The organism is Vibrio sp. 1CM2L (assembly GCF_023161695.1).
Taxonomy (GTDB): domain Bacteria; phylum Pseudomonadota; class Gammaproteobacteria; order Enterobacterales; family Vibrionaceae; genus Vibrio; species Vibrio coralliirubri.
Window position 1 is genome coordinate 31,890 of the sequence record NZ_JALNTT010000006.1, and the last position, 25,448, is coordinate 57,337.

The 25,448-nt window shown below is 44.6% G+C and carries 23 protein-coding genes; 16 read left to right on the plus strand and 7 right to left on the minus strand.

What is annotated here, in order from left to right:
• Positions 1 to 75: 75 nt before the first annotated feature.
• Both MSG34_RS18345 and MSG34_RS18350 read left to right on the plus strand, forming a co-directional pair.
• Positions 76 to 408, plus strand: a complete 333-nt coding sequence (locus MSG34_RS18345) for a winged helix-turn-helix domain-containing protein (protein WP_248338913.1) — start codon at positions 76 to 78, stop codon at positions 406 to 408.
• A 173-nt stretch (positions 409 to 581) separates the two neighbouring features.
• Positions 582 to 917 carry a winged helix-turn-helix domain-containing protein gene (locus MSG34_RS18350; RefSeq protein ID WP_048608244.1) on the plus strand — a complete coding sequence of 112 codons (336 nt, stop codon included), beginning with the start codon at positions 582 to 584 and terminating at the stop codon, positions 915 to 917.
• Positions 918 to 1,068: 151 nt separating this feature from the next.
• On the opposite strand, the gene MSG34_RS18355 is transcribed toward MSG34_RS18350, so the two are convergent.
• A complete protein-coding gene (locus tag MSG34_RS18355) occupies positions 1,069 to 2,220 on the minus strand; it encodes an MFS transporter (protein WP_248338915.1) in 1,152 nt (383 codons plus the stop codon).
• Between the two features lie 268 nt (positions 2,221 to 2,488).
• Entirely contained in the window at positions 2,489 to 3,514 is a 1,026-nt protein-coding gene (locus MSG34_RS18360) for an AraC family transcriptional regulator (RefSeq protein WP_248338917.1), read from the minus strand.
• Positions 3,515 to 3,883: 369 nt separating this feature from the next.
• On the opposite strand from MSG34_RS18360, the gene MSG34_RS18365 reads away from it, so the two are divergent.
• Both MSG34_RS18365 and MSG34_RS18370 read left to right on the plus strand, forming a co-directional pair.
• A complete protein-coding gene (locus MSG34_RS18365) occupies positions 3,884 to 5,467 on the plus strand; it encodes a long-chain fatty acid--CoA ligase (RefSeq protein ID WP_248338919.1) in 1,584 nt (527 codons plus the stop codon).
• Complete coding sequence (locus tag MSG34_RS18370; protein WP_248338921.1) at positions 5,460 to 7,109, plus strand: GMC family oxidoreductase N-terminal domain-containing protein; 1,650 nt, start codon at positions 5,460 to 5,462, stop codon at positions 7,107 to 7,109. Before MSG34_RS18365 ends, MSG34_RS18370 begins: the two co-directional genes overlap by 8 nt.
• 144 nt (positions 7,110 to 7,253) lie before the next feature.
• Here the strand turns inward: MSG34_RS18370 and trxC are convergent, their stop codons facing one another.
• The gene (trxC, locus tag MSG34_RS18375) at positions 7,254 to 7,688 is read right to left on the minus strand and encodes a thioredoxin TrxC (RefSeq protein ID WP_004731082.1); all 435 of its coding nucleotides are present in this window, start codon (positions 7,686 to 7,688) and stop codon (positions 7,254 to 7,256) included.
• A 122-nt stretch (positions 7,689 to 7,810) separates the two neighbouring features.
• On the opposite strand from trxC, the gene MSG34_RS18380 reads away from it, so the two are divergent.
• The 5 genes from MSG34_RS18380 (at position 7,811) to MSG34_RS18400 (ending at position 11,864) form a co-directional block, all read left to right on the plus strand.
• Entirely contained in the window at positions 7,811 to 8,908 is a 1,098-nt protein-coding gene (locus MSG34_RS18380; RefSeq protein ID WP_248339098.1) for a ketoacyl-ACP synthase III, read from the plus strand.
• 22 nt (positions 8,909 to 8,930) lie between these two features.
• On the plus strand, positions 8,931 to 9,395 hold the full coding sequence (locus MSG34_RS18385; RefSeq protein WP_248339099.1) for a GNAT family N-acetyltransferase: 465 nt from the start codon (positions 8,931 to 8,933) through the stop codon (positions 9,393 to 9,395).
• 109 nt (positions 9,396 to 9,504) lie between these two features.
• Positions 9,505 to 10,737, plus strand: a complete 1,233-nt coding sequence (locus MSG34_RS18390; protein WP_248338923.1) for a glycosyltransferase — start codon at positions 9,505 to 9,507, stop codon at positions 10,735 to 10,737.
• Between the two features lie 216 nt (positions 10,738 to 10,953).
• Positions 10,954 to 11,433, plus strand: a complete 480-nt coding sequence (locus tag MSG34_RS18395; protein ID WP_333912441.1) for a YeeE/YedE family protein — start codon at positions 10,954 to 10,956, stop codon at positions 11,431 to 11,433.
• Positions 11,433 to 11,864: a YeeE/YedE family protein gene (locus MSG34_RS18400; RefSeq protein ID WP_059018428.1), complete on the plus strand. Its 432-nt coding sequence runs from the start codon at positions 11,433 to 11,435 to the stop codon at positions 11,862 to 11,864. Before MSG34_RS18395 ends, MSG34_RS18400 begins: the two co-directional genes overlap by 1 nt.
• A 93-nt stretch (positions 11,865 to 11,957) precedes the next feature.
• Here the strand turns inward: MSG34_RS18400 and MSG34_RS18405 are convergent, their stop codons facing one another.
• On the minus strand, positions 11,958 to 12,833 hold the full coding sequence (locus MSG34_RS18405; RefSeq protein WP_248338925.1) for an endonuclease/exonuclease/phosphatase family protein: 876 nt from the start codon (positions 12,831 to 12,833) through the stop codon (positions 11,958 to 11,960).
• Positions 12,834 to 13,136: 303 nt separating this feature from the next.
• Between MSG34_RS18405 and nrdD the strand changes: the two genes are divergently transcribed.
• Together nrdD and nrdG are read left to right on the plus strand one after the other, a co-directional pair.
• Positions 13,137 to 15,257, plus strand: a complete 2,121-nt coding sequence (gene nrdD / locus MSG34_RS18410) for an anaerobic ribonucleoside-triphosphate reductase (RefSeq protein WP_048613547.1) — start codon at positions 13,137 to 13,139, stop codon at positions 15,255 to 15,257.
• A 155-nt stretch (positions 15,258 to 15,412) separates the two neighbouring features.
• On the plus strand, positions 15,413 to 15,883 hold the full coding sequence (nrdG, locus tag MSG34_RS18415) for an anaerobic ribonucleoside-triphosphate reductase-activating protein (protein WP_050053060.1): 471 nt from the start codon (positions 15,413 to 15,415) through the stop codon (positions 15,881 to 15,883).
• 153 nt (positions 15,884 to 16,036) lie between these two features.
• Here the strand turns inward: nrdG and MSG34_RS18420 are convergent, their stop codons facing one another.
• Positions 16,037 to 17,464 carry an MATE family efflux transporter gene (locus MSG34_RS18420; protein WP_248338927.1) on the minus strand — a complete coding sequence of 476 codons (1,428 nt, stop codon included), beginning with the start codon at positions 17,462 to 17,464 and terminating at the stop codon, positions 16,037 to 16,039.
• Positions 17,465 to 17,636: 172 nt separating this feature from the next.
• Here MSG34_RS18420 and MSG34_RS18425 point away from each other — a divergent pair, with 172 nt between their 5' ends.
• The 4 genes from MSG34_RS18425 (at position 17,637) to MSG34_RS18440 (ending at position 22,498) form a co-directional block, all read left to right on the plus strand.
• Positions 17,637 to 18,473, plus strand: coding sequence for an AraC family transcriptional regulator (locus tag MSG34_RS18425; RefSeq protein WP_248338929.1), 837 nt, complete (start codon positions 17,637 to 17,639; stop codon positions 18,471 to 18,473).
• Between the two features lie 211 nt (positions 18,474 to 18,684).
• Complete coding sequence (locus MSG34_RS18430; RefSeq protein WP_248338932.1) at positions 18,685 to 19,869, plus strand: amino acid aminotransferase; 1,185 nt, start codon at positions 18,685 to 18,687, stop codon at positions 19,867 to 19,869.
• A gap of 11 nt (positions 19,870 to 19,880) precedes the next feature.
• Positions 19,881 to 20,567 (plus strand): RimK/LysX family protein, encoded by a 687-nt coding sequence (locus MSG34_RS18435; protein WP_248338934.1) that lies wholly within the window; start codon positions 19,881 to 19,883, stop codon positions 20,565 to 20,567.
• A 323-nt stretch (positions 20,568 to 20,890) separates the two neighbouring features.
• Entirely contained in the window at positions 20,891 to 22,498 is a 1,608-nt protein-coding gene (locus MSG34_RS18440) for an ABC-F family ATPase (RefSeq protein WP_282449753.1), read from the plus strand.
• A gap of 136 nt (positions 22,499 to 22,634) precedes the next feature.
• On the opposite strand, the gene MSG34_RS18445 is transcribed toward MSG34_RS18440, so the two are convergent.
• Both MSG34_RS18445 and MSG34_RS18450 read right to left on the minus strand, forming a co-directional pair.
• Entirely contained in the window at positions 22,635 to 23,159 is a 525-nt protein-coding gene (locus MSG34_RS18445; RefSeq protein ID WP_048608275.1) for a hypothetical protein, read from the minus strand.
• 98 nt (positions 23,160 to 23,257) lie between these two features.
• Positions 23,258 to 23,635 carry a NirD/YgiW/YdeI family stress tolerance protein gene (locus tag MSG34_RS18450; protein WP_048608277.1) on the minus strand — a complete coding sequence of 126 codons (378 nt, stop codon included), beginning with the start codon at positions 23,633 to 23,635 and terminating at the stop codon, positions 23,258 to 23,260.
• Positions 23,636 to 23,929: 294 nt separating this feature from the next.
• Between MSG34_RS18450 and MSG34_RS18455 the strand changes: the two genes are divergently transcribed.
• Positions 23,930 to 25,396 (plus strand): cobyric acid synthase, encoded by a 1,467-nt coding sequence (locus tag MSG34_RS18455; RefSeq protein WP_248338938.1) that lies wholly within the window; start codon positions 23,930 to 23,932, stop codon positions 25,394 to 25,396.
• Positions 25,397 to 25,448: the final 52 nt, after the last annotated feature.

A 25,448-nucleotide genomic window follows, 5' to 3' on the forward strand; every position in this document is an offset into this window, starting at 1 on the left:
ATTTAGTATTTTTGCTCTATTCGATAGTATTGGAAATATCTCAGAAGACGACTGCTTATGCAACATGAGGAATTAATGCAACAAGTTATCAGCGAGACGGATGATTTAGATCTCCCGTCAAAGCTCATTTTAAACAACAAAGAGTTTCGTTCAGGCACTAAAATCGTACGCAAGCATAGCTGCGGTTCGATTGTAGGAACGCTTTCAGGGCCTCACCGTAAAGTACTTTTTTATCTTCACCAGAACAAAGGCCAAGTAGTCAGTAAGCAAATTTTGAAGCGTGTAGGTTGGGCTGGTAAAGCGGTGACATGTGCGTCTGTATTGGTGGCTATTTACGAGATCAGAAGAGTTCTTGACTGCCGTTGTATTCAAACTGTTTCCAACGAAGGGTATGTTATGGCGGACTAAATAATCCTCTATTTATATCCTGTTAATATCTTAATAATAAAAATTTAATCTCTTTACCGTACGAATTCCATTGATTATCGTCAAATCTAAAACGTCCAGTTATAAGCGACGTTATATAAATACGACTGAATCTGACTTTGTCGCTGGCTATATAGTAAGGGAATGATACAAAAATGGACTCTTATCCTGTAATAGAAACGAACCACTCTGAAAATAACGTAATACTTGAATTAAACGGAAAAATTGTTGAACTCAACACCAAACTTATTCGCAATGTAGAGAATGGCTACGTACTGGCTACCATGCCTTTGGCGTACCGAAAGATCATTTTATTTATGAATCGACATCGAGGTGAATTGTTCAGTGTTGGTCAGTTAAAGAAGATTGGCTGGGAAAGTGAAAAAGTAACTAACTCTTCGGTGATTGTGGCTATATCTGAAATAAGATCATTATTCGGAGATGGACTAATCATTACCATTACTGGTGAAGGTTATGTATTTCAACCTTAACGTTCAGAGGTAATAGATTTTATCTTCTGATCGTTGATGTTTATTGTCGTTCTTTCCTCCAGACGACATAAACAAAAAGGGCCCTTCGTTTAGACATAAAATCTTAACTCGGAGCCCTAATGACACGTATCTGGTGTCTGTCTATTGAAGCTTACTCGCCTGCAATCTGTAGGTGAGAGCGCTTTAAGCTAGCAATCAACATGTAGATCGTTGTAGCAAGTAGAGACGCAAACAGGTATGTGAACAATCCTGCTTGTGAATCCATGAAGCTGTCTGCAACGATTGGTCCCGCAACAGAACCGATGCTGTAGCAAAGTAGCATAATTTGAGTCACTGACACCAAGTAACTTGGGTCAAGGTTACGGCAACCCAAGTTAATCGCGATTGGGTATAGCGCAAATGTCGCCATGCCTAATACGAACAAGCTCATACCTAGTACGTAGAAATCGTGATTGATCGTCAGCACACCAATGCTTGCAACCCCTAGCAGGCAGAACAAAGCCATTAATAGCACTTGTCCTACGTGGTGAGATAACCAAGTCACCATCGGCTGTACAGCCATGCCACCCATGATAACCAAAGCCATCAAACCACCAATGTCTTCGTGTGCAATGTTACGTTGAGCAAGTTCAACTGGCATCAAGCCGTAAATCGCACCTAGCGTTAATCCAGACACAATGCAGCCAATTAGCGCGCTGTGGCTTAATTTGCTGATCTGCTTTAAAGACAAAGATTGCGCATCGTGGATCTGTGGTGGTGTTGCTTGTCCGAACATCAAAACAATGATCGCACCAAACAGAAGGGTGAACATTGCGATGAAAGGTACGCCACCAGTAATACCTAAGTAACCGATACCAAGCTGACCAACTGCTGAACCGCCGTAAAGTGAACACATGTAGATAGCGAGACGTTTTGCGCGTTGTGACTCGTCACCGCTCATTAGCCAAGACTCTACAATCACGAAGATACCTGCAACCGCCACACCAGCCACAAAGCGAGCTAACAGCCATACTGCTTGATGTGGGATCAATGGCAATACAAGGATCGTTGCGATGAACACACTCAATGCGATGACGAAAGCGTCTTTGTGACCAACACGCGCAATGGCACGTTCAATCAATAATGTACCAGCCAGTAGCCCTGCATAGAATGCACTCGCCAACCAACTCGATAGATCTTTGTCTAAGCCATACTCAGACAGCATTAATGGTAATGAACTCATTAAGTAGCCTGAAGCGATCGCGTAAAAAGACAATGCAATAACAGGAACCGTTATGCGAGTTGTTGGTTGGATGTTGTCCAATGCAGGAGCCTCTGATAGTAAAAGAAACGATGAATTTTCCGCGACTATGGGGGAGAAACTGAATTGGGTAAAACGAATAAAAATGGTCGTTAAGATAAAAGAAATTTATCGACTAACGAAACTAAAATACGGTTGCGATATTTGGTGGTTTGACGAGATTTTATGCGGTCAAAAAGTCGTTAAGCCCTTGTTCATTGGTAGTTTAATTTAGAAAAAGATTGCAGCGTGATTGTGTATTTCTAATTTGGATTGAATGGGAGTTTAAGTGTTAGGCCGTTTCTTTACGGTATTGGCGTGGCGAGTTACCACTCCACTTACGAAAGGCATGACGAAAGTTAGCGCTATCAGAAAAACCAACGCGTTCAGATATCTCTTCAATACTCATTCGAGTTGAAGAAAGGTAGTGCCGGGAAAGGTGAAAACGCACATGATCCAGTATCTTCTGATAGCTCGTATCCGCTGCTTTCAGGTGACGACGCAGTGTTCGAGAAGACATGCCCAGTTCTGAAGAAATGGATTCTATCGATGGGTAACATCCTGGCCTTTCTATCAGCATCTGAGAGACTTTCTCTTTGAGGCTAGTCGGAGCACTTACTTTTGCCAACATGTCATCACACGATTTTAAACACATCTGTAAAGTGATGGGGTTGGCGGTAGGAAGAGACGAATACAAGGTGGTTGCGTCGAACTCCCATTCAAGACGGTCACTATTGAATTCAACCGGGCAGCGGAAAATCTCTGTGTATAGATCGCCGTATTCAGGTTTTGGGTAAGGGAAGCGGATCACTTGAGAGGGAAAGGGCTGTTGCAAAACTTCTTCACATAAACTGTGTATCGCCGCAAACCAGTATTCACAACAAAAGGGCAGTAAAGAATCGAGTTCGATCAGTTGCTCTGCGCGAAAGTAACCAATGTTGTCTTCTACAGACATGGTTTTCCTGAGGACAGGGCCAGCAAGTTGCAGGTATTTGAACCCGATTAAAAAGGCATCGAGTAGTGTCTCGCTGCTGAACACTGCATAACCGAGCACGCCGAAGTCACTGAACCTCGCTTGTTGGCCGACTTTAAGCCCCAAACCGTCTTCGTTGGAATTCGCTAATGCGTTACTGAATACAGCAAGCTTTTGCGCCAAAGTTATGTGTGTATCGGGTGTGTTGAGTTGGAGAGCATCGATGTTACTGCCTTCGAGCAACGCTTCGATACTGAGAACAGGCCACAGGTAACGATGTAGCAACTGAAGATCCAGAATGCCGAATGCTTGCATATCGGGTTCGTAAACTGCGGTGTATTCCATAAGCTGCCTCTTGTTGAATATCGATATCTTAACCGAACTTTTAACATTTACGCCTGTTGCTGGTTCTCACTTTCCCAAGCTTGTTCCAAATTTTGGTTTATGTGTGCAAGGTTTTATTGGGCTTGCGCAGGCTGTGTCCGAATATCACCGGTTTTTGTCTTTTTGAAACCTGTTCGAAATGTTATCAAAATGTTGTAATTTGTTGGGCTGCACATTGGAGCGTCACAAACATTTTGCTCAATAACGACTCTTATCTACATGACACACCAATGTGCAGGCTCGTGATGACAAGAATGACACTTATTACAACGATTAGAACGTCTACGGTGACCGTCACAAACAGGTCTAAGCCGCATAAGGAGATCATGGATGCACAATCTTGCTGTTAATTTGGAGCGTAGCGCTTCGCTTTTTCCAACTAAAGCCGCTCTGCGTATGGGATCAGATGAAATCAGTTTTTCTCAGTTAGAACAACTTTCTGGAAACGTGGCTGCTAACTTGAAAAGACTTGGGTTGCAGAAAGGAGATAAGGTCGCGTTGTCATGTCCGAACGTCACTTACTTTCCGATAGCCTACTACGGGATTCTAAAAGCAGGCTGTGTAGTCGTACCTTTGAACGTGCTATTTAAGGCCAGAGAGATCGCTTATCACCTTAATGACTCCGACGCGAAAGCCTATTTATGTTTTGAAGGCAGTGAAGAGCTTCCAATTGGTCGCTATGGTTTACAAGGCTTTGATCAGGCAAACCACTGTGAACACTTTGTGGAGATGCCTATTCCAACAAGTGCAGACACTACTTCGGAAAGAAATGAGCAGCATGAATCAATAGCCGATTGGTTGGCACAACCTTTTGCTCCTTTTGAATCTCTGGCCTGTCATGGAGATGATACCGCTGTGATCCTTTATACCTCTGGCACGACGGGTCAACCCAAAGGGGCAGAGCTTTCTCACACCAACATGCAAACCAATGCGATGTCGTCACAGTATCTAATGAGATTGGAATACAGCGATACCACAATGGCTACACTTCCTCTGTTCCACAGTTTCGGCCAGACAGTGATGATGAACGCGAGTGTGTTGACGGGTTCAACCATGGTGTTGATTCCTCGTTTTGAACCGTCATTGGTTATTGAACAGATCATTAGCCATAAAGTCAGTGTCTTTGCTGGCGTTCCTACCATGTACATCGCGCTGCTAAGAGCGGGAGAAGAATCTTTAGAGCGTTCTGAACAGGTTAAGCACAGTTTGAGGTTAGGCGTGTCTGGAGGTGCTTCTATGCCGCTTGAGGTTATTCGTCAGTTTGAATCTCGCTTTGAGTTACCGGTACTTGAAGGATACGGGCTTTCAGAAACGGCGCCAGTTGCGACATTTAACCATATTGATGGCGATCGTTTGTCGGGAAGTGTCGGTCAGCCTTTATGTGGCCACCTTATCAAGATTACTGATATACAAGGCAACTCTGTCGCTATGGGTGAACTGGGCGAAGTCTGCATTAAAAGCCCAAGTGTGATGAAAGGCTATTATCAAAGGCCAGAGGCGACAGCTGAATCTATTCGTGATGGCTGGTTCTTAACGGGAGATATTGGGCGTGTTGATGAGCACGGCAATTTGTTCATTGTTGACCGTGTTAAAGACATGATTATTCGTGGCGGTTACAACGTTTATCCACGTGAGGTTGAAGAAGTCTTGATGTGTCACCCTGATGTCGAAATGGTTGCGGTGGTAGGTGAGCATCATGATCATTTAGGCGAGGAGATCCACGCGCATGTGGTGCTTCACGAACATACGCAATGTGATAGTGCCGCCTTGATAGCATGGTGTCGTGAGCAACTCGCCGACTACAAATACCCGCGTAAGGTATTCATTCGTAAAGCCTTACCCATGACAGCAACCGGAAAAATCTTGAAGCGTGAGTTACACCCACTAGAAATAGCGGAGATGGCAAATGGATAGTTATGATTTTATTATTGTTGGCGGTGGTTCTGCGGGTTGTGTCATGGCTTCGCGGCTGTCGGAAGATCCTAATGTGACGGTTTGCTTGTTAGAAGCGGGCGGTAAAGACACGAGCCCATTCATTCACACACCCGTTGGCGTGGTTGCGATGATGCCAACCAAACTCAACAATTGGGCATTCGAAACCGTTGAACAGCCAGGTTTGAACGGTCGTAAAGGCTATCAGCCTAGAGGTAAGACACTTGGCGGGTCTAGCTCTATCAATGCCATGATGTACGCTCGTGGGCACCGCTACGACTACGATACATGGGAAAGCTTGGGTAACACAGGTTGGAGCTATGATTCGTGTCTGCCTTACTTTAAGAAAGCCGAAAACAACGAAGTTCATCAAGATGAGTTTCATGGCCAAGGTGGTCCTCTTAATGTGGCAAACCTCAGGTCGCCAAGCCCTATGTTGGAACGCTACTTAACAGCCTGTGAATCGATAGGCGTGCCTCGCAATGAAGATATTAACGGTGCGGCGCAGTTTGGGGCGATGCCGACGCAGGTAACTCAGCTAAATGGTGAACGATGCAGCGCTGCCAAGGCTTACTTAACGCCAAACCTTTCACGATTAAATCTCACGGTCGTTACTAAAGCCACCACACATAAGGTCTTGTTTGACGGCAAGAAGGCGATTGGCGTCGAGTATGGCTCTAACGGGCAGCGTTATCAGATCCGATGCAACAAAGAAGTGATTCTATCCGCTGGCGCGTTTGGTTCTCCCCAGTTGCTATTACTGTCTGGTGTCGGTGCTCAAACTGAACTAGAGACGCATGGAATCGAACAAGTTCATGAATTACCTGGAGTGGGCAAGAATCTGCAAGACCATATCGACTTAGTGCACTCGTACAAATGCAGTGAAAAGCGTGAAACCTTCGGCATCTCGCTGCAAATGGCCTCTGAAATGACCAAAGCCTTACCGCTATGGCACAAAGAACGCCGCGGTAAGATGAGCAGCAATTTTGCAGAGGGAATTGGTTTTCTCTGTTCGCAAGATCATATCGCTGTTCCGGATTTAGAGTTTGTATTTGTGGTGGCTGTGGTTGATGACCATGCCCGAAAAATCCATATTAGTCATGGCTTTACCTCTCATGTCACCTTATTGCGACCGAAGAGCCACGGCACCGTAACGCTCAATAGTAATGATCCCTATGATCCACCTAAGATCGATCCTGCGTTTTTCAGCCATCCTGAAGACATGGAGGTCATGATTAAGGGCTGGAAGAAACAGTATCAAATGTTAGAGAGTTCAGCTTTTGATGATATCCGTGGCAACGCTTTCTACCCTGTGGACGCCTGTGATAACAAGGCTATCGAGCAAGATATTCGCAATCGTGCAGACACTCAGTATCACCCGGTGGGGACCTGTAAAATGGGACCTAATAGTGATTCATTAGCCGTAGTGGATAAAGATCTCAAAGTTTATGGATTGGATAATTTGAGAGTCATTGATGCTTCTGTGATGCCGACTTTGATTGGGGCAAACACCAATGCGCCAACCATTATGATTGCCGAGAAAGTCGCAGACCAGATCAAACAGGAATACGAGTTAGGTAAGCAAGAAGCTGGCATTAAAGCGAAAGGCGAAGCTGTGGTTTAAATCAAGAAGTTAAGTGATAACCATTAATAAAACAGTAGGTTAGAGAGTCTTGGTTTGATAAGACTCTCTAACCTATTTTTGTGTGCTTACTTAGAATTAAGTAATGCTAAATCGATAGCTTAACTAATAGTCTAAATAATAGTGTTATTTGGTTAGAGCTTGATTAAGCCACTGATCGAATTGACCTTTTGGCAGTGCACCGTTAATCGTATCGACACGTTTACCGTCTTTAAACACCATCACGGTCGGAATGCTTCTGATTTGATACATTGCTGCGAGCTGCTGCTGAGCTTCAGTATCAATCTTAACGAATCGAACATCTCCAGAACGCTCTTTTGCAACGTCGCTGAACACGGGCGCGAAGCCCACACATGGGTTACACCATGTTGCCCAGAAATCGACAACTACAGGTTGTGAACTGTTCAAGATAGATTGGAAATTAAGTGATGTTCCCTCGATAGGAGCGCCATCGAGCAGTGCTGTTTTGCACTTACCACAAGTTGGGCTTTCTGAAATTCTTTCTGAAGGAACTCGGTTTACGCCATTACAAGAAGGGCAGCGTGTGTTGAATGTAGACATAACTTTCTCTTTTTATTGCAACTCCGTGGCTAACGCGATTTACGAATCACGCACAGAGCGCTTATACTGTTTAAAACAAGAATACGATACTTAAATAAAAACAAACAATAAACAGGTAAATGATGACAAAATTTTACGCCGAAATTACTGGCTGGGGAAAGTGTCTGCCACCAGCCGTGCTGTCCAATGATGATCTAAGCACTTTCATTGATACGTCTGACGAGTGGATTCGAACTCGAACTGGTATCGAAAACCGTCGTATCAGTCATGTAAATACCTCTGAACTTGCGACTGTTGCAGCGAAACATGCCATGGCGTGTGCTGGTCTAACGGCTGAAGACATCGACCTCGTTATCATCGCGACGTGCAGCCCTGATTCTCTTATCCCAAATACCGCGTCTAAGGTTCAACAGAACTTAGGCATTAAAAGTGCAGCGGCTTTCGACCTTAACGCCGCGTGTACTGGCTTCATCTACGGTGTTGAAACAGCAACTCGACTGATTCAAGCGGGCAACTACCGCAATGCAATCGTTGTGGGTGCAGAACGTCTTTCATTCTTCATCGACTGGACCAAGCGTGATACTGCGGTTCTTTTCGGTGACGGCGCTGGCGCTGTGGTTCTATCACGTACTGAAGAGCAAGTGGGTTTACAAGAAGCTCAAATCGGTTGTGACGCAGAGGGCCGTGACATTCTAGCTGTACCAAAATTCGGTACTTCTATGGACCGCTTCGCTGCTGATAACGGTTACTGGGACTTTGATTTCGTAGGCAAAGAGATCTTCAAGCGTGCAGTAAAAGGCATGGGCGCAGCGGCACACACAGTGTTGAGCCGCACAGGTATCTCAACCGACAACATCGACGTTGTGATCCCGCACCAAGCGAACATCCGAATCATTCAAACTCTGTGTGATATGGCGGGTATCGATCGTGAGAAAGCGTTTGTTAACATCCAAAATTACGGCAACACATCCGCAGCGACTGTGCCAATCGCATTGTGTGAATCGCTAGAGCAAGGTTTCGTTAAGCCTAACGACAACATTCTTGTTGCAGCATTTGGTGCTGGTTTAACTTGGGGTGCTGGTCATATTAAGTGGGGCAGCCGGGTTGAACCACTAGGTCAATCGGATGCTAAGCTTCCAGAAGCTGATAAATCGGCTTTAGAGCTTCTAGAAAGAGCTATTTTACACTGTAAAACGCGTCCTAATTCTGAGAGCGAGTAGCTGCATGACTCAAGTTCGTTTTATGACTGAAGCCGACCTCGATGGGGCGGCTTTGGTTCATCAATCTGCCTTTATTCGACAGAAAAATTCACGCGATTGGTTACAATGTAACTTAAGCGCGTCACCACGCTTTCTTAACTTTGTTGCTGAAAGCGAAGGTGAAGTTGTTGGCTACATTATTTGGGTTCAGAAGAGCGGGTTTAGACCTGAAGCTGTTTTAGAACTAGAGCAACTTGCCGTGTTACCAACTGCGCAGGGGAAAGGATTGGGTAAAAAGCTGATTCTTGACTCCTTGCCGCAAGTGAAACAGAAGCTAGCAGAGCAAGGCTCGACACTAAAACATGTGCTAGTGACGACCAGAGCGGATAACTTTGCACAAAAGCTCTATCAGTCGACATTAGGCGCTGAAGTCGAAACTACGATTTCAAACCTGTACTCTGCTGATGAAGTGCTTATGATAGCTCGCAATGTAGGTGAGCGAATCTGATCGCTGAGTGATTAGAACTCATTATAATCAGCGATATAAGTCGACCACGATCGATTTACGTTTAATTAGGGACTTCTACAGTCCCTTTTGTTATTTCTTAGGAAGTGTTTTGAAGAAAGTTTTAGCAATTGGCTACGTTTGGCCAGAACCGAATTCATCGGCTGCTGGCAGCCACATGATGTCTCTTTTACGTTTATTTAAGAGACAAGGTTGGTCAGTTGAATTTGCAACACCCGCTCAAGAAACCGAGCATATGATTGATCTCTCTGAAGAGGGCATCACAAGCCAATCTATACAGTTAAATTGCGATAGCTTTGACGATTACATTGAAGAACTGCAGCCCGATGTCGTGATGTTTGACCGTTTTATGATGGAAGAACAGTTTGGTTGGCGCGTTGAGAAGGTATGTCCGAACGCGTTTAAGCTGTTGGATACTGAAGACTTGCAGTTCCTGCGTAACGCCCGCCATGAAGCCGTTAAGAAAGAAACTGAACTGACCAAAGCACACTTATACAGTGACTTAGCCAAACGTGAAATTGCCGCGATTCTGCGCTGTGATCTTTCGTTGATCATTTCAAGTTACGAGATGGAACTGCTTCAATCTGAGTTCAATATCGATCCCAAACTGCTTCATCATCTGCCTTTCATGGTTGATCTTAATACGCTGCCTGAAAGCACGAAAAGCTTTGAAGAACGTAAGAATTTCATGACGATAGGTAACTTTAGACATGCCCCGAATTGGGATGCTGTGCTTCAGTTACAGAAGATTTGGCCGAAGATTCGCAAACAGCTGCCTGACACTGAGCTTCATATTTATGGATCGTATCCGCCGCCAAAAGCGACCGCATTACACAACCCTAAAACCGGTTTCCATATCAAAGGTTGGGCGAAAGATGCTCAAGAAGTGATGGAGCAGGCACGTATGTGTGTCGCGCCACTGCGTTTTGGTGCGGGCATTAAGGGTAAGTTGCTTGATGCAATGAAGCTTCAAACTCCAAACGTGACCAGTGAAATTGGTAGTGAAGGCATGTTGCCGCAAGGTGAGTTGCAATGGCCGGGCGCGGTCGCAGACGATATCGACGCGTTTGTTGAACAAGCTGTTGCTCTTTATAAAGATGAAGAGAAGTGGCTCAAGGCTCAAAGTCAGTGTCATTCAATTCTTGAAGCGCACTACGAACAGAATCAACTGGGCGACAAATTGATCGAGCGACTGATAGCGCTAGAGTCTGAGCTTGAGTCTCATCGACTGGATAACTTCTTTGGCTCTATGCTGAAGCACCACAGCATGGCGAGCACTAAGTACATGTCGCAGTGGATTGCTGAGAAGAACAAGATCAAATAGCTGTTCTTTACCAAAGACAGAATAAATCTTAAGCCCTTAGGTTAACGCCTAGGGGCTTTTTTCATGGGGGAAGCTTCTTGGCTTTTGGCTTTAGACACTAGACTTGCAAACCGAAACATAATGTCGTTACATTAGCATTGACTAATTTATATTCATTAGTAAACTCTAATTTAAATGTTGGTGAATTAGATTTTAGTTTGTGGATAGGATAGGTCGGTGATTAGTTTGATACCTTGGGATGCATTTTTTGGTGGCATGCTGCTAGGCGCCTCGGCAATTATTTTGATGTTGGGCATCGGGCGAGTTGCGGGAATCAGCGGAATCGTTAGCCGCTTATTGCCGTCTAAAAAGCAAAAACGCTTAGAATCAGGATCTGAATCCAGCTCGGACACACGTATTGAAAAAACCGAGAAACATTGGCGACTTGCCTTCGTTGTCGGAATGATTGTGAGCGGTTGGTTGTTGATTCCGACTGGCTATCAACTTCCCCAGTTAGAAGAGATCAATTTCGCAGTGGTTATCATAGCCGGCCTTCTGGTGGGCTTCGGCACTAAGGTTGCAAATGGCTGTACGAGTGGCCATGGCATTGTGGGAATGGCTCGTTTGTCTAAACGTTCTATTGTCGCGACTTGTGTGTTTATGGGTGTGGCAATGGCAACGGTGTTGGTTAAGAATCTGATTGGTTTGGGGGCGTAATGAAAAACTCTTCATTTACTATCGTTATTGGCTTGCTCGCAGGTCTTCTTTTCGGCTCTGGCATGATCATTTCAGGCATGGTTGATCCAAACAAAGTACTTGGCTTTTTAGACATTACTGGTGACTGGGATATCAGTTTGGCATTCGTCATGGGTGGCGCGTTATTGGTCTTCGCTCCGTTTTATCATTTGGTCATTAAAAAGCGCGCTCAAGCCATCAATGGCGAGTCGTTAGATAGCCGTAACAACCCGCTAATCGACAGAAAGCTGATTCTAGGTTCAACTGCCTTTGGTTTAGGTTGGGGGATTGCAGGCTTTTGCCCGGGCCCTGCAGTGACAAGTCTTAGTGGTGGTAACCCAACGGTATGGCTGTTCGTCTTAAGTATGCTGGTGGGAATGTGGCTGGCGGGGCGAGCGAATAAAACCTGTTAGTAGTGCGCCTATCGTATATCAGATAGGCTTGATATGACCATTTGAGAGGCTGACACGCTTTAACCCAAAAGCCAGTCAGCCTCTTTTTTATATCTATCTGATAGTCGTTGAAACTGGGCAATGGTCGCTAAGTTTGTAATCAAGCACATCTTGCGTTTCAAATACCACCTGTTTCGCAGAAGATGCATTTAGTGACTTACTCACCACAATATGATCAATGACAGAACGGAATTGGTGCGTGCGATGGTTATTGCGGTTAGAGCGCACCTTACAATCTGCTCGAGTTTTTCTTGTTGCCAACTGAGCATCGGTATTTTGCGTCATATCTTTCCACATCCAATCTCTTGAGTAGGATAGGTTATGGTTGAAGTCGCCTAGTATCGCGTAATCCTGACCGTTTCTTTCTCTTTGCTGAATCCACTTATTAAGTTGCTGTGCTTGGTCTTTGAGTCTTGAACAATCTCGGTTCGACTTGTAAGCGCCGCTGCAACCCGCCTTTAAATGCACAGACAACATGTGAATAGGCTTGCTTTCCGTTTCTACGACCATGTAACTGGCAAATCTAAGCTTGCTGTTAGCGCTCGACTCCAGTGGGAAGTCAGCGTAGTCGGTGAGTGTGATTCCTTTACGAACCGCGAACCCTGTGTATTGGTTCACTTCTTTGAACTGATGGTTGATGTTTGCTGGTAATGCTCGGTCAGACATCAATATCTTGTATTGATCGCCAGCGATGTGCTGAATGGCATTTACGTCGTCGACTTCTTGAAAGGCGACCACATCCGCATCTAAGGATTGAAAGTATTCTTCAAGTTTGTCGAAATCAGCTTGATCACGTTGGGCAGAAAACTTATTCACAGCCTCGTTGGTTGATAACCATTCGATATTCCAACTGGATATGGTCAAAGGTTCAGCAAATGTCTGGCTACTGAGTAAGCAACCTAACATTATCCAGTTTTGAAGTCGTTTCATCCCAAATATCCCTAATTTTGTCGTCCAATATAGTTGAGCCGTTATCCTACAACACTTACCAAAAATTCAACTCTTTTTAGCAGTTTTTTTATTGTTACATTGTTTCTTTTCGACTTGAGAACTAGCGTAATAATATTGAATTGATCTTAGTCAGCGTGAGAGTTTTATTGATCCAAATCAATACTCAAAGTTGGTGGTTCTCGTTAAATACGCCACAATATCTAGTGTTAGTTAAACGATAAATCGCTCTATATAGTGTGTTTGTGGATAAGTCTGTGAATACCTCAAGAGTAAGGAGAAGTGGTGAAATCAATCGTAATCAAGCGTGATGGCTCAAGAGCTCCATTCAGTAGAGATCGCATCCAAGCTGCAGTGGAAGCAGCATCAGACAAAGCCGATAAGGAAATTGCTATTTATGCACTGAATGTGGCATTAGCAGTTGAGTTGAAGCTCGAAGACTACGATGAAGTTCATATCTCTGAAATTCAAACCATGGTCGAGAACGAGCTAATGCAGGGACCATACAAGTCTCTGGCTCGTGCCTACATTGAATATCGTCATGACCGCGACATCGCACGTGAGAAGCAAAGCGCTTTAACTCGCGAGATCGAAGGTTTGATAGAAGAAAGCAATGTTGATCTGATCAATGAGAATGCCAACAAAGACGGTAAAGTGATCCCAACTCAGCGTGACTTGCTGGCGGGTATCGTGGCTAAACACTATGCAAAAACTCACATTTTGCCGCGTGACATCGTACAAGCTCACGAGTGTGGTGACATTCACTACCACGATCTAGACTACGCACCGTTCTTCCCAATGTTTAACTGTATGCTTATCGATTTGAAAGGCATGTTAACGCACGGCTTTAAGATGGGTAACGCGGAAATCGACACACCTAAGTCGATTTCTACAGCGACAGCGGTAACGGCGCAAATCATCGCGCAAGTGGCGAGCCACATTTACGGCGGTACAACGATTAACCGCATCGATGAGGTTCTAGAACCTTACGTGATGGCGAGCTACGAAAAGCATTTATCTCTAGCAAAAGAGTGGGACATTCATAGCCCAGAAGCTTTTGCTATCTCTCGTACAGAGAAAGAGTGTTACGACGCGTTCCAGTCTTTGGAGTACGAAGTAAACACGCTACACACGGCTAATGGTCAAACACCATTCGTTACGTTTGGTTTTGGTCTAGGCGAAAGCTGGGGTTCGAAACTGATCCAGCAATCTATCTTGAAAAACCGTATTGCAGGTTTGGGTAAGAACCGCAAAACAGCGGTATTCCCTAAACTGGTGTTTGCAATCAAAGATGGTTTGAACCACCAGAAGCAAGATCCAAACTACGACATCAAGCAATTAGCGCTTGAATGTGCGTCTAAGCGTATGTACCCAGACATCCTCAACTACGACAAAGTAGTAGAAGTGACAGGGTCATTTAAAACGCCTATGGGCTGCCGTAGCTTCTTGAATACTTACGAAGAAAACGGTGAGTTGATTCATGAAGGCCGTAACAACTTAGGTGTTGTTAGCCTGAACTTGCCACGTATTGCGATTAACGCAAAACAAGATATGACTAAGTTCTACGAACTGCTTGATGAAAAACTGAAGCTGGCTCGTCGTGCGCTAGAAACTCGTATTTCTCGTCTAGAAAACGTGAAAGCGCGTGTTGCTCCAATCCTATACATGGAAGGTGCATGTGGCGTTCGCTTGAAAGCAGACGACTCTATTGCTGATATCTTCAAGAACGGTCGTGCATCGGTTTCTCTTGGTTACATCGGTATCCACGAAGCAATGACTGCGCTTTACGGCACAGACGTTCACTTGTACGACGACGGCGAAATGCGTGCTAAAGCGCTTGAGCTGGTGGAGTACATGAAGCGTGAAGTGGAATCTTGGACGAAAGAGACAGGTTACGCATTCAGCCTATACGGCACACCAAGTGAAAACCTATGCAGCCGTTTCTGCAGCATCGACACTAAAGAATTTGGTGTGATTGATGGTGTAACAGACCGTGGTTACTACACCAACAGCTTCCACCTAGATGTGCAGAAGAAGGTGAACCCATACGACAAGATCGATTTTGAGATGCCTTATCCAGAAATCTCTAGCGGTGGTTTCATCTGTTACGGCGAATTCCCGAACATGCAGAAGAACATCGAAGCGCTAGAAAACGTCTGGGATTACAGCTATACACGCGTTCCTTACTACGGTACGAATACACCGATTGATGAGTGTTACGAGTGTGGTTACAACGGTGAGTTTGACTGTACCAGTAAGGGCTTTACGTGTCCTAAGTGTGGCAACCACGACTCAACCAAAGTATCGGTAACACGCCGTGTTTGTGGTTACCTTGGTAGCCCTGATGCACGACCATTTAACTTCGGTAAGCAAGAAGAAGTTAAACGCCGAGTGAAGCATCTTTAGTAAGCTCTAAGATTATTAGCTAGCTTACTTAGAAGAGCTACGTTTCAAGAAATAGGATTGGTATCGGCGCTATGTCGATACCAATTCATTTGTTTCAACTCTCGCTACTTTTCGAGTTAAACCATTAAGCCATCACGAGTTCTCAATACTGCCTTATGAATTATCACCAATATCACCCAATCGACGTTGTCAATGGCCCAGGAACACGCTGCACTTTGTTTGTGTCGGGTTGTGTGCACCAGTGTCGCGGGTGTTATAACCAATCGACGCAAAGGTTGGACTCAGGGCATTTGTTTACTCAAGAACTGCAAGACCACATTATCGCTGATCTCAATGATCCGCGAATTAAGCGTCGTGGCTTGTCGCTTTCTGGTGGTGATCCTCTGCATCCTGCAAACGTGTCTGAAGTGCTTAAGCTTGTTCAGCGTGTAAAAGCAGAATGTGAAGGCAAAGACATCTGGATGTGGACGGGTTACGAACTCGACGAACTCGATGATAAGCAGAAGCAAGTGCTTGAATACGTTGATACCTTGATTGATGGTCGTTTTGAACAAGATAAAGCAGATCCAATGTTGGATTGGCGTGGTAGTTCAAACCAAATCATTCATCGATTCACTGACTTATAGGTTTGCTGACTGATAAGCTTGTTCTCATTTAGTACTCTCGCAAACAGAAACCGAAAAAAGGGCATCATCGTTAGCGCAATGCTACAAATCAGCCCTTGGGTGTGAGTTCTTTTGAATTGATCGCCTGCACGTCAATGTCAGTTTGGCGCTTGCTTAAATAGCAATGTGCTCAGGCTCGTCGATTAGGTTGTTTATCCATTTCTTGGATTGAATCCTATGACTGGTCAGAATTATTTTGGCGAGCTCTTCCAGCAGTACGATCATCAAAACCCATTCTAGCGGCCAACCCAACACCAGCGCAGTAAAGTAGGCAAGGGGAATACCAATCGCCCATTGGCCAAACAGGTCGATGAAGATGCTGTAGTTGATGTCTCCACCACTTTTTAGCACACCACCAATGCCAACCATATTGAAGACTCTTAGTATCATGCCGAGTGCCATAACTAAGGTGACGTTAACGGCTGTCTCTTTGAGCTCTAAGTGAGTAAGGCCGATCATGTATACGATCGCGGGTTTGGCAAACCAACACACCAAGGCTAATAGAGCCGCAAGCCCACAGCTGACCAATACATAACCCCAAGCAGTATTCTCAACACGTTGATAGTTCTTCGCGCCTATCTCGTTGCCTAAAATGATCGAAGCCGCGACTGCAAACCCCATGAACGCTGAGATCAAAATGCTTTCTACTGGTGATAACAGTGAGATTATCGCAAGCTCGCCAACACCCATCTGACCAACAATAACGTTATAAATCAGTATTCCACCCGCCCAAGCCGTATCATGAACCAACATTGGAATTGCTACCTTGAAATATTTCTTTCTATGCTTCGGCAATATCGCATCTCGCCAATTAGTCAGTGTTGGGAACAGGTGAGCGTAGTGTCTCTTCGCCATAACAAGCAGGGCTATTGTTTGAAAGAATCTAGACACCGTGGTACCAATTGCCGCGCCAACCACCCCCAGTTCAGGGAAGCCAAATAATCCGAATATCAGCAATGCATTGAGAATCGCGTTGACGATGATCGCCCAGATACTAATTTTGGTGGGTAGCTTAGCTTCGCCCACCGAGCGCAGCGCGCTTTCTAGCGGCACAACTATAGCGGTACCAATAAGGCTGGCTCCTGTTATCCAAAGGTAATCCGTTGCCAAGCGGACGTAATCAGGGTCTGAGGCCACCACAGACACGACTGATTCAGGAGCCAATGTATAAATGAACACAAAGGGGATGATGGCAAAGACAGACAATGCCCATGATTGCGCTAATGTGCGTCTAATTCCGTTGAAATCTCCCGCACCGAAATATTGTGAAGCTAGCACACTGACGGCACCGCTAATCCCGGATACCATGATCAAGTTGAAGAAAAATATGCGGTTACCTACACCAACCGCCGCGGTAGCTGAGTCACCCAGTTGGTTAACCATAAAAATGTCGACCACGCCGAGTAATGAAAACAACATAGTTTGCAGCGATACAGGCAAACCGATGTGTAACAGCTTTTGCCAAAAATCTTTGTCTAGATGACGATATGTCGAGCGCATCGCATTTCCCCTGTGGTTAATATGCGAGAAGTTTATCGGCATTTGTTTTGGCTGTATTGTTCAGGTTCATCACAAACTTTTGCCAAACTATCTATTTTAAAAAGCTGTCTATTTGTCAAAACGATCTATTTTCAAAAATTTCAAAAATTTCAAAACTATCGAATGATTAAAGTGGTGGTTTAATTGCAGGCAAACCTAATGAGCGACCAGTGAAATGAGTGAGAAACACGAGCGCTACGAGATCTCAGATAAGACACACCAAGAGTTTGTCGATCAAACCCATGTATTGGCATTCGAAGAACTGGGTATCGTTCAGTGTGGGACGGCGTCGTGCCGAGATTTCTTTTCGGTACATCGGAAGAACCCCCAGAAACACATGCTGCTATACACAGTTAGGGGCAAAGGGTGGTTAGAAAGTGGCGCGTGTCGCTATCTTCTAGAGCCAGGATCATGCATTACAGTTCCTGCTGGCATAGAGAATGGCTTTGGGATTGAAGAAGAAACATGGCAAATCGCATGGATCTTTCTCTCACCAGATAAGCCATGGGGTAAAGTAGTGAGTGACGAAGTGAGTTACACGTTGTCTCCGGCCGCAGAAGTAGTCTCGTCGTGCATTCACACTCTATTGAGAAGCATTGCCTTACCCATCGATTTGGGGGGAGCGATTGCCAATCACAGTGTGGCTCAAATAGAGTTCATGATTAATGCGCCAGTCCCGCAGCAGCAATCACGTAATTTAATTCGTTTAAGACGCGTGTTCGATAACGTACAAAAGCAGCTCCATAAAGAGTGGAACGTTCATGAGCTTGCGAGCTTGTTCCCGTGCTCAGAGCCGCATTTCCATCGTTTGTGCCAGCGCTATTATTCACACAGCCCAATGACTCATATCATGCGTATGAGAATGGAATACGCAGCTCGTTTGTTGAAATCGAGTGATTGGTCGATTCAACATATTGGCGAGATCGTGGGTTACCCGAATGCAGCTAACTTTAGTACTCGATTTAAGGCTTGGTCGGGAATGACACCAAGGCAATTCAAACAAGGTATTTAGCCGAAAATCAACAAGGTACTTCTTAAACAAGCTACTGATCTTTTGATAAAGCACTAAAATTGTTCGAAATTTGTGCTGTTTCATGACGTAAAATGACCAATCTCTGATTACTTATTCTAACTAGGCGCTTCTATTAAAAAATGTTTCTGATTTGTCTACGATAATGTTAACGTGAAACTCATTACTTGAATTTCAAAGGGTTGTGACTTTCATGTTTTCACATCTACCAAAACCAACTTTAGATCCAATTCTATCTCTTTCTGTTGCTTACCGCGGCGATACTCGTACTGATAAAGTCGACTTAGGCATTGGCGTTTACAAAAACGATCAAGGCGAAACTCCGATCATGAAAGCCGTTTCTATGGCTCAAGATATCGTTGTTGAAACGCAGAAAACCAAAGCTTACGTTGGCCTAGCAGGCTGTGAAGAGTTCAACCAGAGCATGGTTGATCTGCTGCTTAAAGGGACTTCTGCAATGGATCGCGTTGCTGCGATTCAAACACCAGGTGCAAGTGGTGCACTTCGTATGTTGGGTGACTTAATGAAAGTTTCTCAACCAGACACCACGGTTTGGATTTCAAACCCAAGCTACGTTAACCACAAACCGGTGATGGAAGCGGCAGGCTTAAAAGTTCGATACTACAATTACTTCAGTCCTGAAACGAAGCAAGTTGATACTGCAAGAATGTTGGATGATCTTTCAAAAGCGGGTCCATTAGACGTGGTACTACTGCACGGTTGCTGTCATAACCCAACGGGTGCGGATATCAACTTTGAAGCGTGGCAGGAAATCACCAAATTATCTCAGAAGAATGGTTTCTTACCGTTCGTTGATATTGCCTACCAAGGCTTTGGTGATGGCCTAGAAGAAGACGCAAAAGGTCTTCAACACATGGCTAACAACGTCGAAGAGATGTTGATTACGACATCTTGCTCGAAGAACTTCGGTTTATACCGTGAAAGAACGGGCGCTGCGATCGTGATTGGCAAGAACAGCGAACACGTTGGCAATGCTAAAGGTAAGCTTCTTACTCTTGCTCGTTCAACTTACACAATGCCGCCAGATCATGGTGCAGCTTTGGTTAAAACAATTCTTCAGAATCAAGAGCTAACCTCGATTTGGAAGCAAGAATTGAGTGAAATGCAGCAACGTTTGTTAAATCTGCGCCAAAGTTTATGTGATGAATTGCGAAATACTTATAACACGTCACAATTTGACTTCATTGAAAGCCATAAAGGCATGTTTAGTGTACTAGGCTTTAAAGAAACTCAAATGAATCAATTACGTGAAGAGTATGGAGTCTATGGTGTTGGTGACGGACGCATCAATATCGCAGGCCTTTCCGAATCTCATATTCCTTATGTAGCTAAAGCGATAGCCAACGTTTCAAAATAGAAGGTGACTGAATGTATAACTGGAAAGCGATTGTAGTTTTAATGCTAAGTGGTGGCCTGTTTGCTTGTTCGACAACGACTCAAGTTCCTGTCGAGCCAGAGCAAAAGCCTCAAGTAGAACAACCTGTTGTGGATGACTCTTCAAAGACTGACGCAATTGAAGGCGAGAAAGTAACGGAACCTACGGAAAAGCCTGAAGAAGTAAAACCGACTGAGCCAGAAGCGAAGCCAAAGCCTGAAGAAAAGCCAGCTCCAAAGCCGACTAAAACAAGCGATGGTAAACTGATTCTTGGTGAAGAAGAGTGGGTGTTTGTTCCTGGTTTGAAAGAAGCGTTTAAAGCGCGTGTAGATACAGGTGCAACAACATCTTCAATCAGTGCGGTTGATATTGTTGATTTTGAACGTGACGGAAAAGACTGGGTTAAGTTCAAAATCGAACATGACGGCATCACAACGCAAGAGATCAGCTTACCGGTAGAGCGTTGGGTTAAGATCAAGCAGTCGAGCGCGGAAGGTACACAACGACGTGCTGTGGTTGTCGCTTCAATTCAAATCGGTGATCTGAAAGACAAAACTGAGTTTACTCTAGCGGACCGAACGCATCTTTCTTTCCCACTTCTGTTGGGTAGAAGCTTCTTTAGAGATGTTGCGGTAGTAGATGTAAGCCAAAAATACGTTCAAAAGAAAATTACTAAATAATAGTTCTGCTCGTCATCAAAGATTTTCGTTTTGAAGAGCTATAGTTTCAAAGTGGCGAACTTAAAAGACTTTTAGTGTTGATAAATGAAATCCCTACCAGTTCTGCTGGTGGGGATTTTTCTATTTACACCCCAATAACGTATGAAAAGCATCTAAATGGTCTATGTTTACTATTCGTTTACTGTTTAGCCTCGACAACGTGATCGAGATCTCTATATAATCCGCGCTTCGATTTTTGTTTAATCCATACTTTCGTACTTCTTATTTAGGTTCTTGAAATAGCCTAATAATTATCTGTCAGTACACGCTTAGGAATTAGTTCTTTGATATCTACCGCGAACATCACAATGCAATTTGGCGCAGAGCCGCTGTTTGAAAACATCTCTGCTAAATTTGGTAACGGCAACCGTTATGGTTTGATCGGCGCTAATGGTTGCGGCAAATCAACGTTCATGAAAATCCTAAGTGGCGCATTAACGCCAAGTTCGGGCAACGTTTCTATCACTCCAGGAGAAAAACTGGGTGTGCTAAGCCAAGATCAGTTCGCTTTCGAACAGTACAGCGTTATCGACGTTGTGATCATGGGCGACAGAAAACTGTGGGAAGTAAAACAAGAGCGTGACCGCATTTACTCTTTGCCAGAAATGAGCGAAGACGACGGCATGAAAGTCGCAGAACTTGAAAGCGAATTCGCGGAAATGGATGGCTACACAGCAGAAAGCCGTGCTGGCGACATCCTAATTCAAGCGGGTATTGAAGAAGAGTTCCATTTCGGCTTGATGCAGCAAGTTGCTCCAGGTTGGAAACTGCGTGTGTTATTGGCACAAGCTCTGTTTGCAAACCCAGACATCCTGCTTCTTGATGAACCAACCAACAACTTGGACATTCACACGATCAACTGGCTTGCTGAAGAGCTAAACCAGCGTAAATGTACAATGATCATCATTTCACACGATAGACACTTCCTGAACTCTGTGTGTACACACATGGCAGATATCGACTACGGTGAGCTGCGTGTTTACCCTGGTAACTACGAGTACTTCCTAGAAGCATCTGGCTTGATTCGTGAACAGCTTCTAGCAAGCAACGCTAAGAAAGCGGCTGAAATCAGCGAGCTTCAAGATTTCGTAAACCGTTTTGGTGCTAACGCATCTAAAGCAAAACAAGCTAGCTCTCGTGCCAAGAAAATGGATAAGATCACGCTTGATGAAGTGAAATCATCGAGCCGTATGAGCCCATCTATTGATTTTGGTGAAGGTAAGAAACTGCACCGTCAAGCACTTGAACTTCAAGACCTTGGTCACGGCTTCGATGGCGAAACATTGTTTGCTGGTGGTAACTTGCTGCTTGAAGCGGGTACTCGTCTTGCGGTTGTCGGTGAGAACGGTGTGGGTAAAACCACGCTGCTACGTTGCCTAGTTCAAGAGCTAGAACAAAACGAAGGCATCGTTAAATGGTCTGAAAATGCATCGGTAGGCTACTGCCCGCAAGATAGCACTAAGGATTTTGATAACGACCTGAGCATCTTCGATTGGATCTCACAATGGCGCACAGTGAAGCACGATGACCTTATGGTACGTGGCATTCTAGGTCGTCTATTGTTCACTGCTGACGATGCGAACAAAAAAGCGCGTAACTGTTCTGGTGGTGAGAAGAACCGCCTGTTATTCGGCAAGCTAATGATGCAAGACATCAACGTGCTTGTAATGGACGAACCAACGAACCACATGGACATGGAAGCAATCCAAGCCCTGAACGACGCGTTGAAGGTTTACACGGGCACGCTTATCTTCGTAAGTCATGACCGTGAGTTCGTTTCTTCACTGGCAACACACATCATCGATGTAAAAGATCAACAGCTAGTGAGCTTCCAAGGTACTTATGAAGAGTACTTAGATCACCAGAAAAAGATGCTGATGGTTAATTTATAAAGCAAGTCGCTGGCTCAGGTCGTGAACGACTAAAAGCCAGCGAAACTAACAAACAAAAAAGCCCCGAACATTAATATGTTCGGGGCTTTTCTATGTAATATGTTCAGCTATTTATTACTCAGTAACTAAACCTAGATTAGAAACCAAAGCGAGCCGACATTAAGATTTGGTGGCCGTATGTGCCGTTATTGCGCATATCAAGACCAACAGACAGTTGATCAGTTGAATGGAAACGAGCACCGATACCCACAATTGAACGAGTGTCATCGTTGTCGATCAGTTGACCAAGGCGTGCGTTAACTTCAACGTTTGCCATTAACCAAGCTCTCAAGCCAAGGTTAATTTCTGTTTTGATGTGGTTGTCGTCATTACGTTCAATGTTGTGCAGTAACATTTGGCCAGTAACGTCAGCAAATTGACTGATTGGGCCGTTGAATCCCATACCTACTGCTGCATCCCAATCACTTTCAAATTCTGAATCGATACGAGCAACAAAGTGAGAGTTCTGAGTGAACATTGTTGTGACTTCACCACCGAAAGTACTTGGGCTAGTACCCATGCGCAGCTCGAATGTGTTGTAGTTAAAGTTGTTTGCAGACGCAGAGAATGAACACAGTGCAGCGAGTCCTAAAAGGACAGTCTTATTCGTGCAACCTAGCATGGTGACTCCATATAAATTGTATTTTGCGGCAGTATAATACAAAAAAGCCTGCAATATGCAGGCCAATTATTTGAAGTCGGTATTTTTATATTAATCGCTTATAGAACCTGGATGTGGTCCACTTCGATTTCCGGTGTCTTGCCGCCTTCATATTCGCCGAAAATACGAACTTTTGTATCAGCGGTCAGTGGCTGTGCTAGGCGGATATCATCATCCAGTTCGATTTGAATTTCACTCTGGCCATCAGAGAAGACAAACGTGTCATTCTTTAGTTGGCGAACAATCTTACCATCCACAATTGCTTCTTGCTCTGCGAACATGCTTGTGTCGGCAAGCAGTGTCGCAACAGAAACGGTTTCAATCGGTCCAGTGTAAGCAATAGCGCTTTCGTGCTTGTTGCTGTTGTGGTCACTAGCCATTGCGAAAGTAGGAGCAAGGATAATAGTAGATGCGATAGCTAATACAGTCTTTTTCATGGTGAATCCCTTAATGTTGTTTTTAGTAGAAACGTTTTTCTGAATTTGAAACGTTTCTTTTCGTTAGTACGTTTTTTGTTGAGTCGCCTGTTATCGTTCACAAGCTTCGTTTCGATGGAGCCATTAAACAACACTGGGGTTGAATCCAGAGTGAGTAACACATTCATTTTCCATTCATTTTATTGAGCATCTACTCGGCAATGACGTTAAGATGGTCGCAGAGAAATATTGCCCATAGCTATAAATTGAAAATTAAGAAATTAAGAAATTAAGAAATTAAGGATTTAAGTACAAATGCGAGCACCATTAAGTGCCCTTATGGTTCAAGGGACAACGTCAGATGCCGGGAAAAGTGTTTTGGTGGCAGGTTTATGCCGTGTTTTGGCAAGAAAAGGAATCAAAGTGGCACCTTTTAAGCCACAAAACATGGCGTTGAACAGTGCTGTGACAAAAGATGGTGGCGAAATTGGCCGTGCTCAAGCGGTTCAGGCGCAAGCTTGTAATATTGAGCCAACTGTTCACATGAACCCTGTATTGCTAAAGCCTAATTCAGATACCGGCGCGCAAGTGATTCTACAAGGCCGAGCGCTGAGTAACATGGAAGCGACGGGCTATCATGATTACAAGAAAGTCGCGATGGATACGGTTATCGATTCGTTTGACCGACTTTCTGAAGAATATGAAAGCGTGATGATTGAAGGTGCGGGAAGCCCAGCCGAAATCAATCTTCGTGAAAATGATATTGCTAACATGGGGTTTGCTGAGAAAGCGGACATCCCAGTGATCATCGTTGCTGATATTGACCGTGGTGGCGTTTTTGCGCACCTCTACGGCACATTGGCTCTATTGTCTGAATCTGAACAAGCTCGTGTAAAAGGCTTTGTGATAAATCGTTTTAGAGGCGATATCGCACTTCTTCAATCTGGCCTTGATTGGCTAGAGGAAAAAACCGGAAAGCCAGTCATTGGTGTCTTGCCATATCTGCATGGTTTTAACTTAGAAGCGGAAGATGCCATTACCTCTGCTCAAGAGTCTGACGGAGAAGCTAAGCTTAAGGTGGTGGTGCCAGTGCTAACCCGAATCAGCAACCATACAGACTTTGACGCGTTAAGACTGAATCCTTCGATTGATTTACGCTATGTCGGTAAAGGTGAACGTGTAAACAACGCTGATTTAATTATCTTGCCGGGTACAAAATCGGTAAGGGCAGATTTGGATTACCTAAAGCAACAAGGTTGGGATAAAGATATTCAACGCCATCTGCGCTTAGGCGGCAAAGTGATGGGTATCTGTGGCGGCTATCAAATGTTGGGTAACATCATCCACGATCCTGATGGTGTTGAAGGCGCGCCCGGCAGCAGCGAAGGGTTAGGGTATTTGGATACTGAAACGGCCCTTACACAGCAGAAAACCTTAACCAACGTACGCGGCACTATGACGCTGGATGGCAAAACAGCACAAGTAAAAGGGTATGAAATCCACGTAGGCAAGACTGATGTCAAAGAAACAACCTTACCGGTTCAGTTAGAATCTGGCAGCCTAGATGGCGCTGTGAATCAAGATAACTCGATTTTTGGTACTTACCTGCATGGCGTATTCGACAATAGTGATGCGTTATCGCTTATTTGCGAATGGGCAGGAGCCAACGATGTGACCGCGATTGACCACGAACAGCTTAAAGAGCTGGGTATTAATCGAATCGCTGATGCCATCGAAGAGTACTTAAATCTAGACCTGCTCTGGCCAGAATTAACCGCTTAAGCCGCCATTTAGAAGTTAGCTAAAGAACCTAAACGAACAATAGATAAGTGAT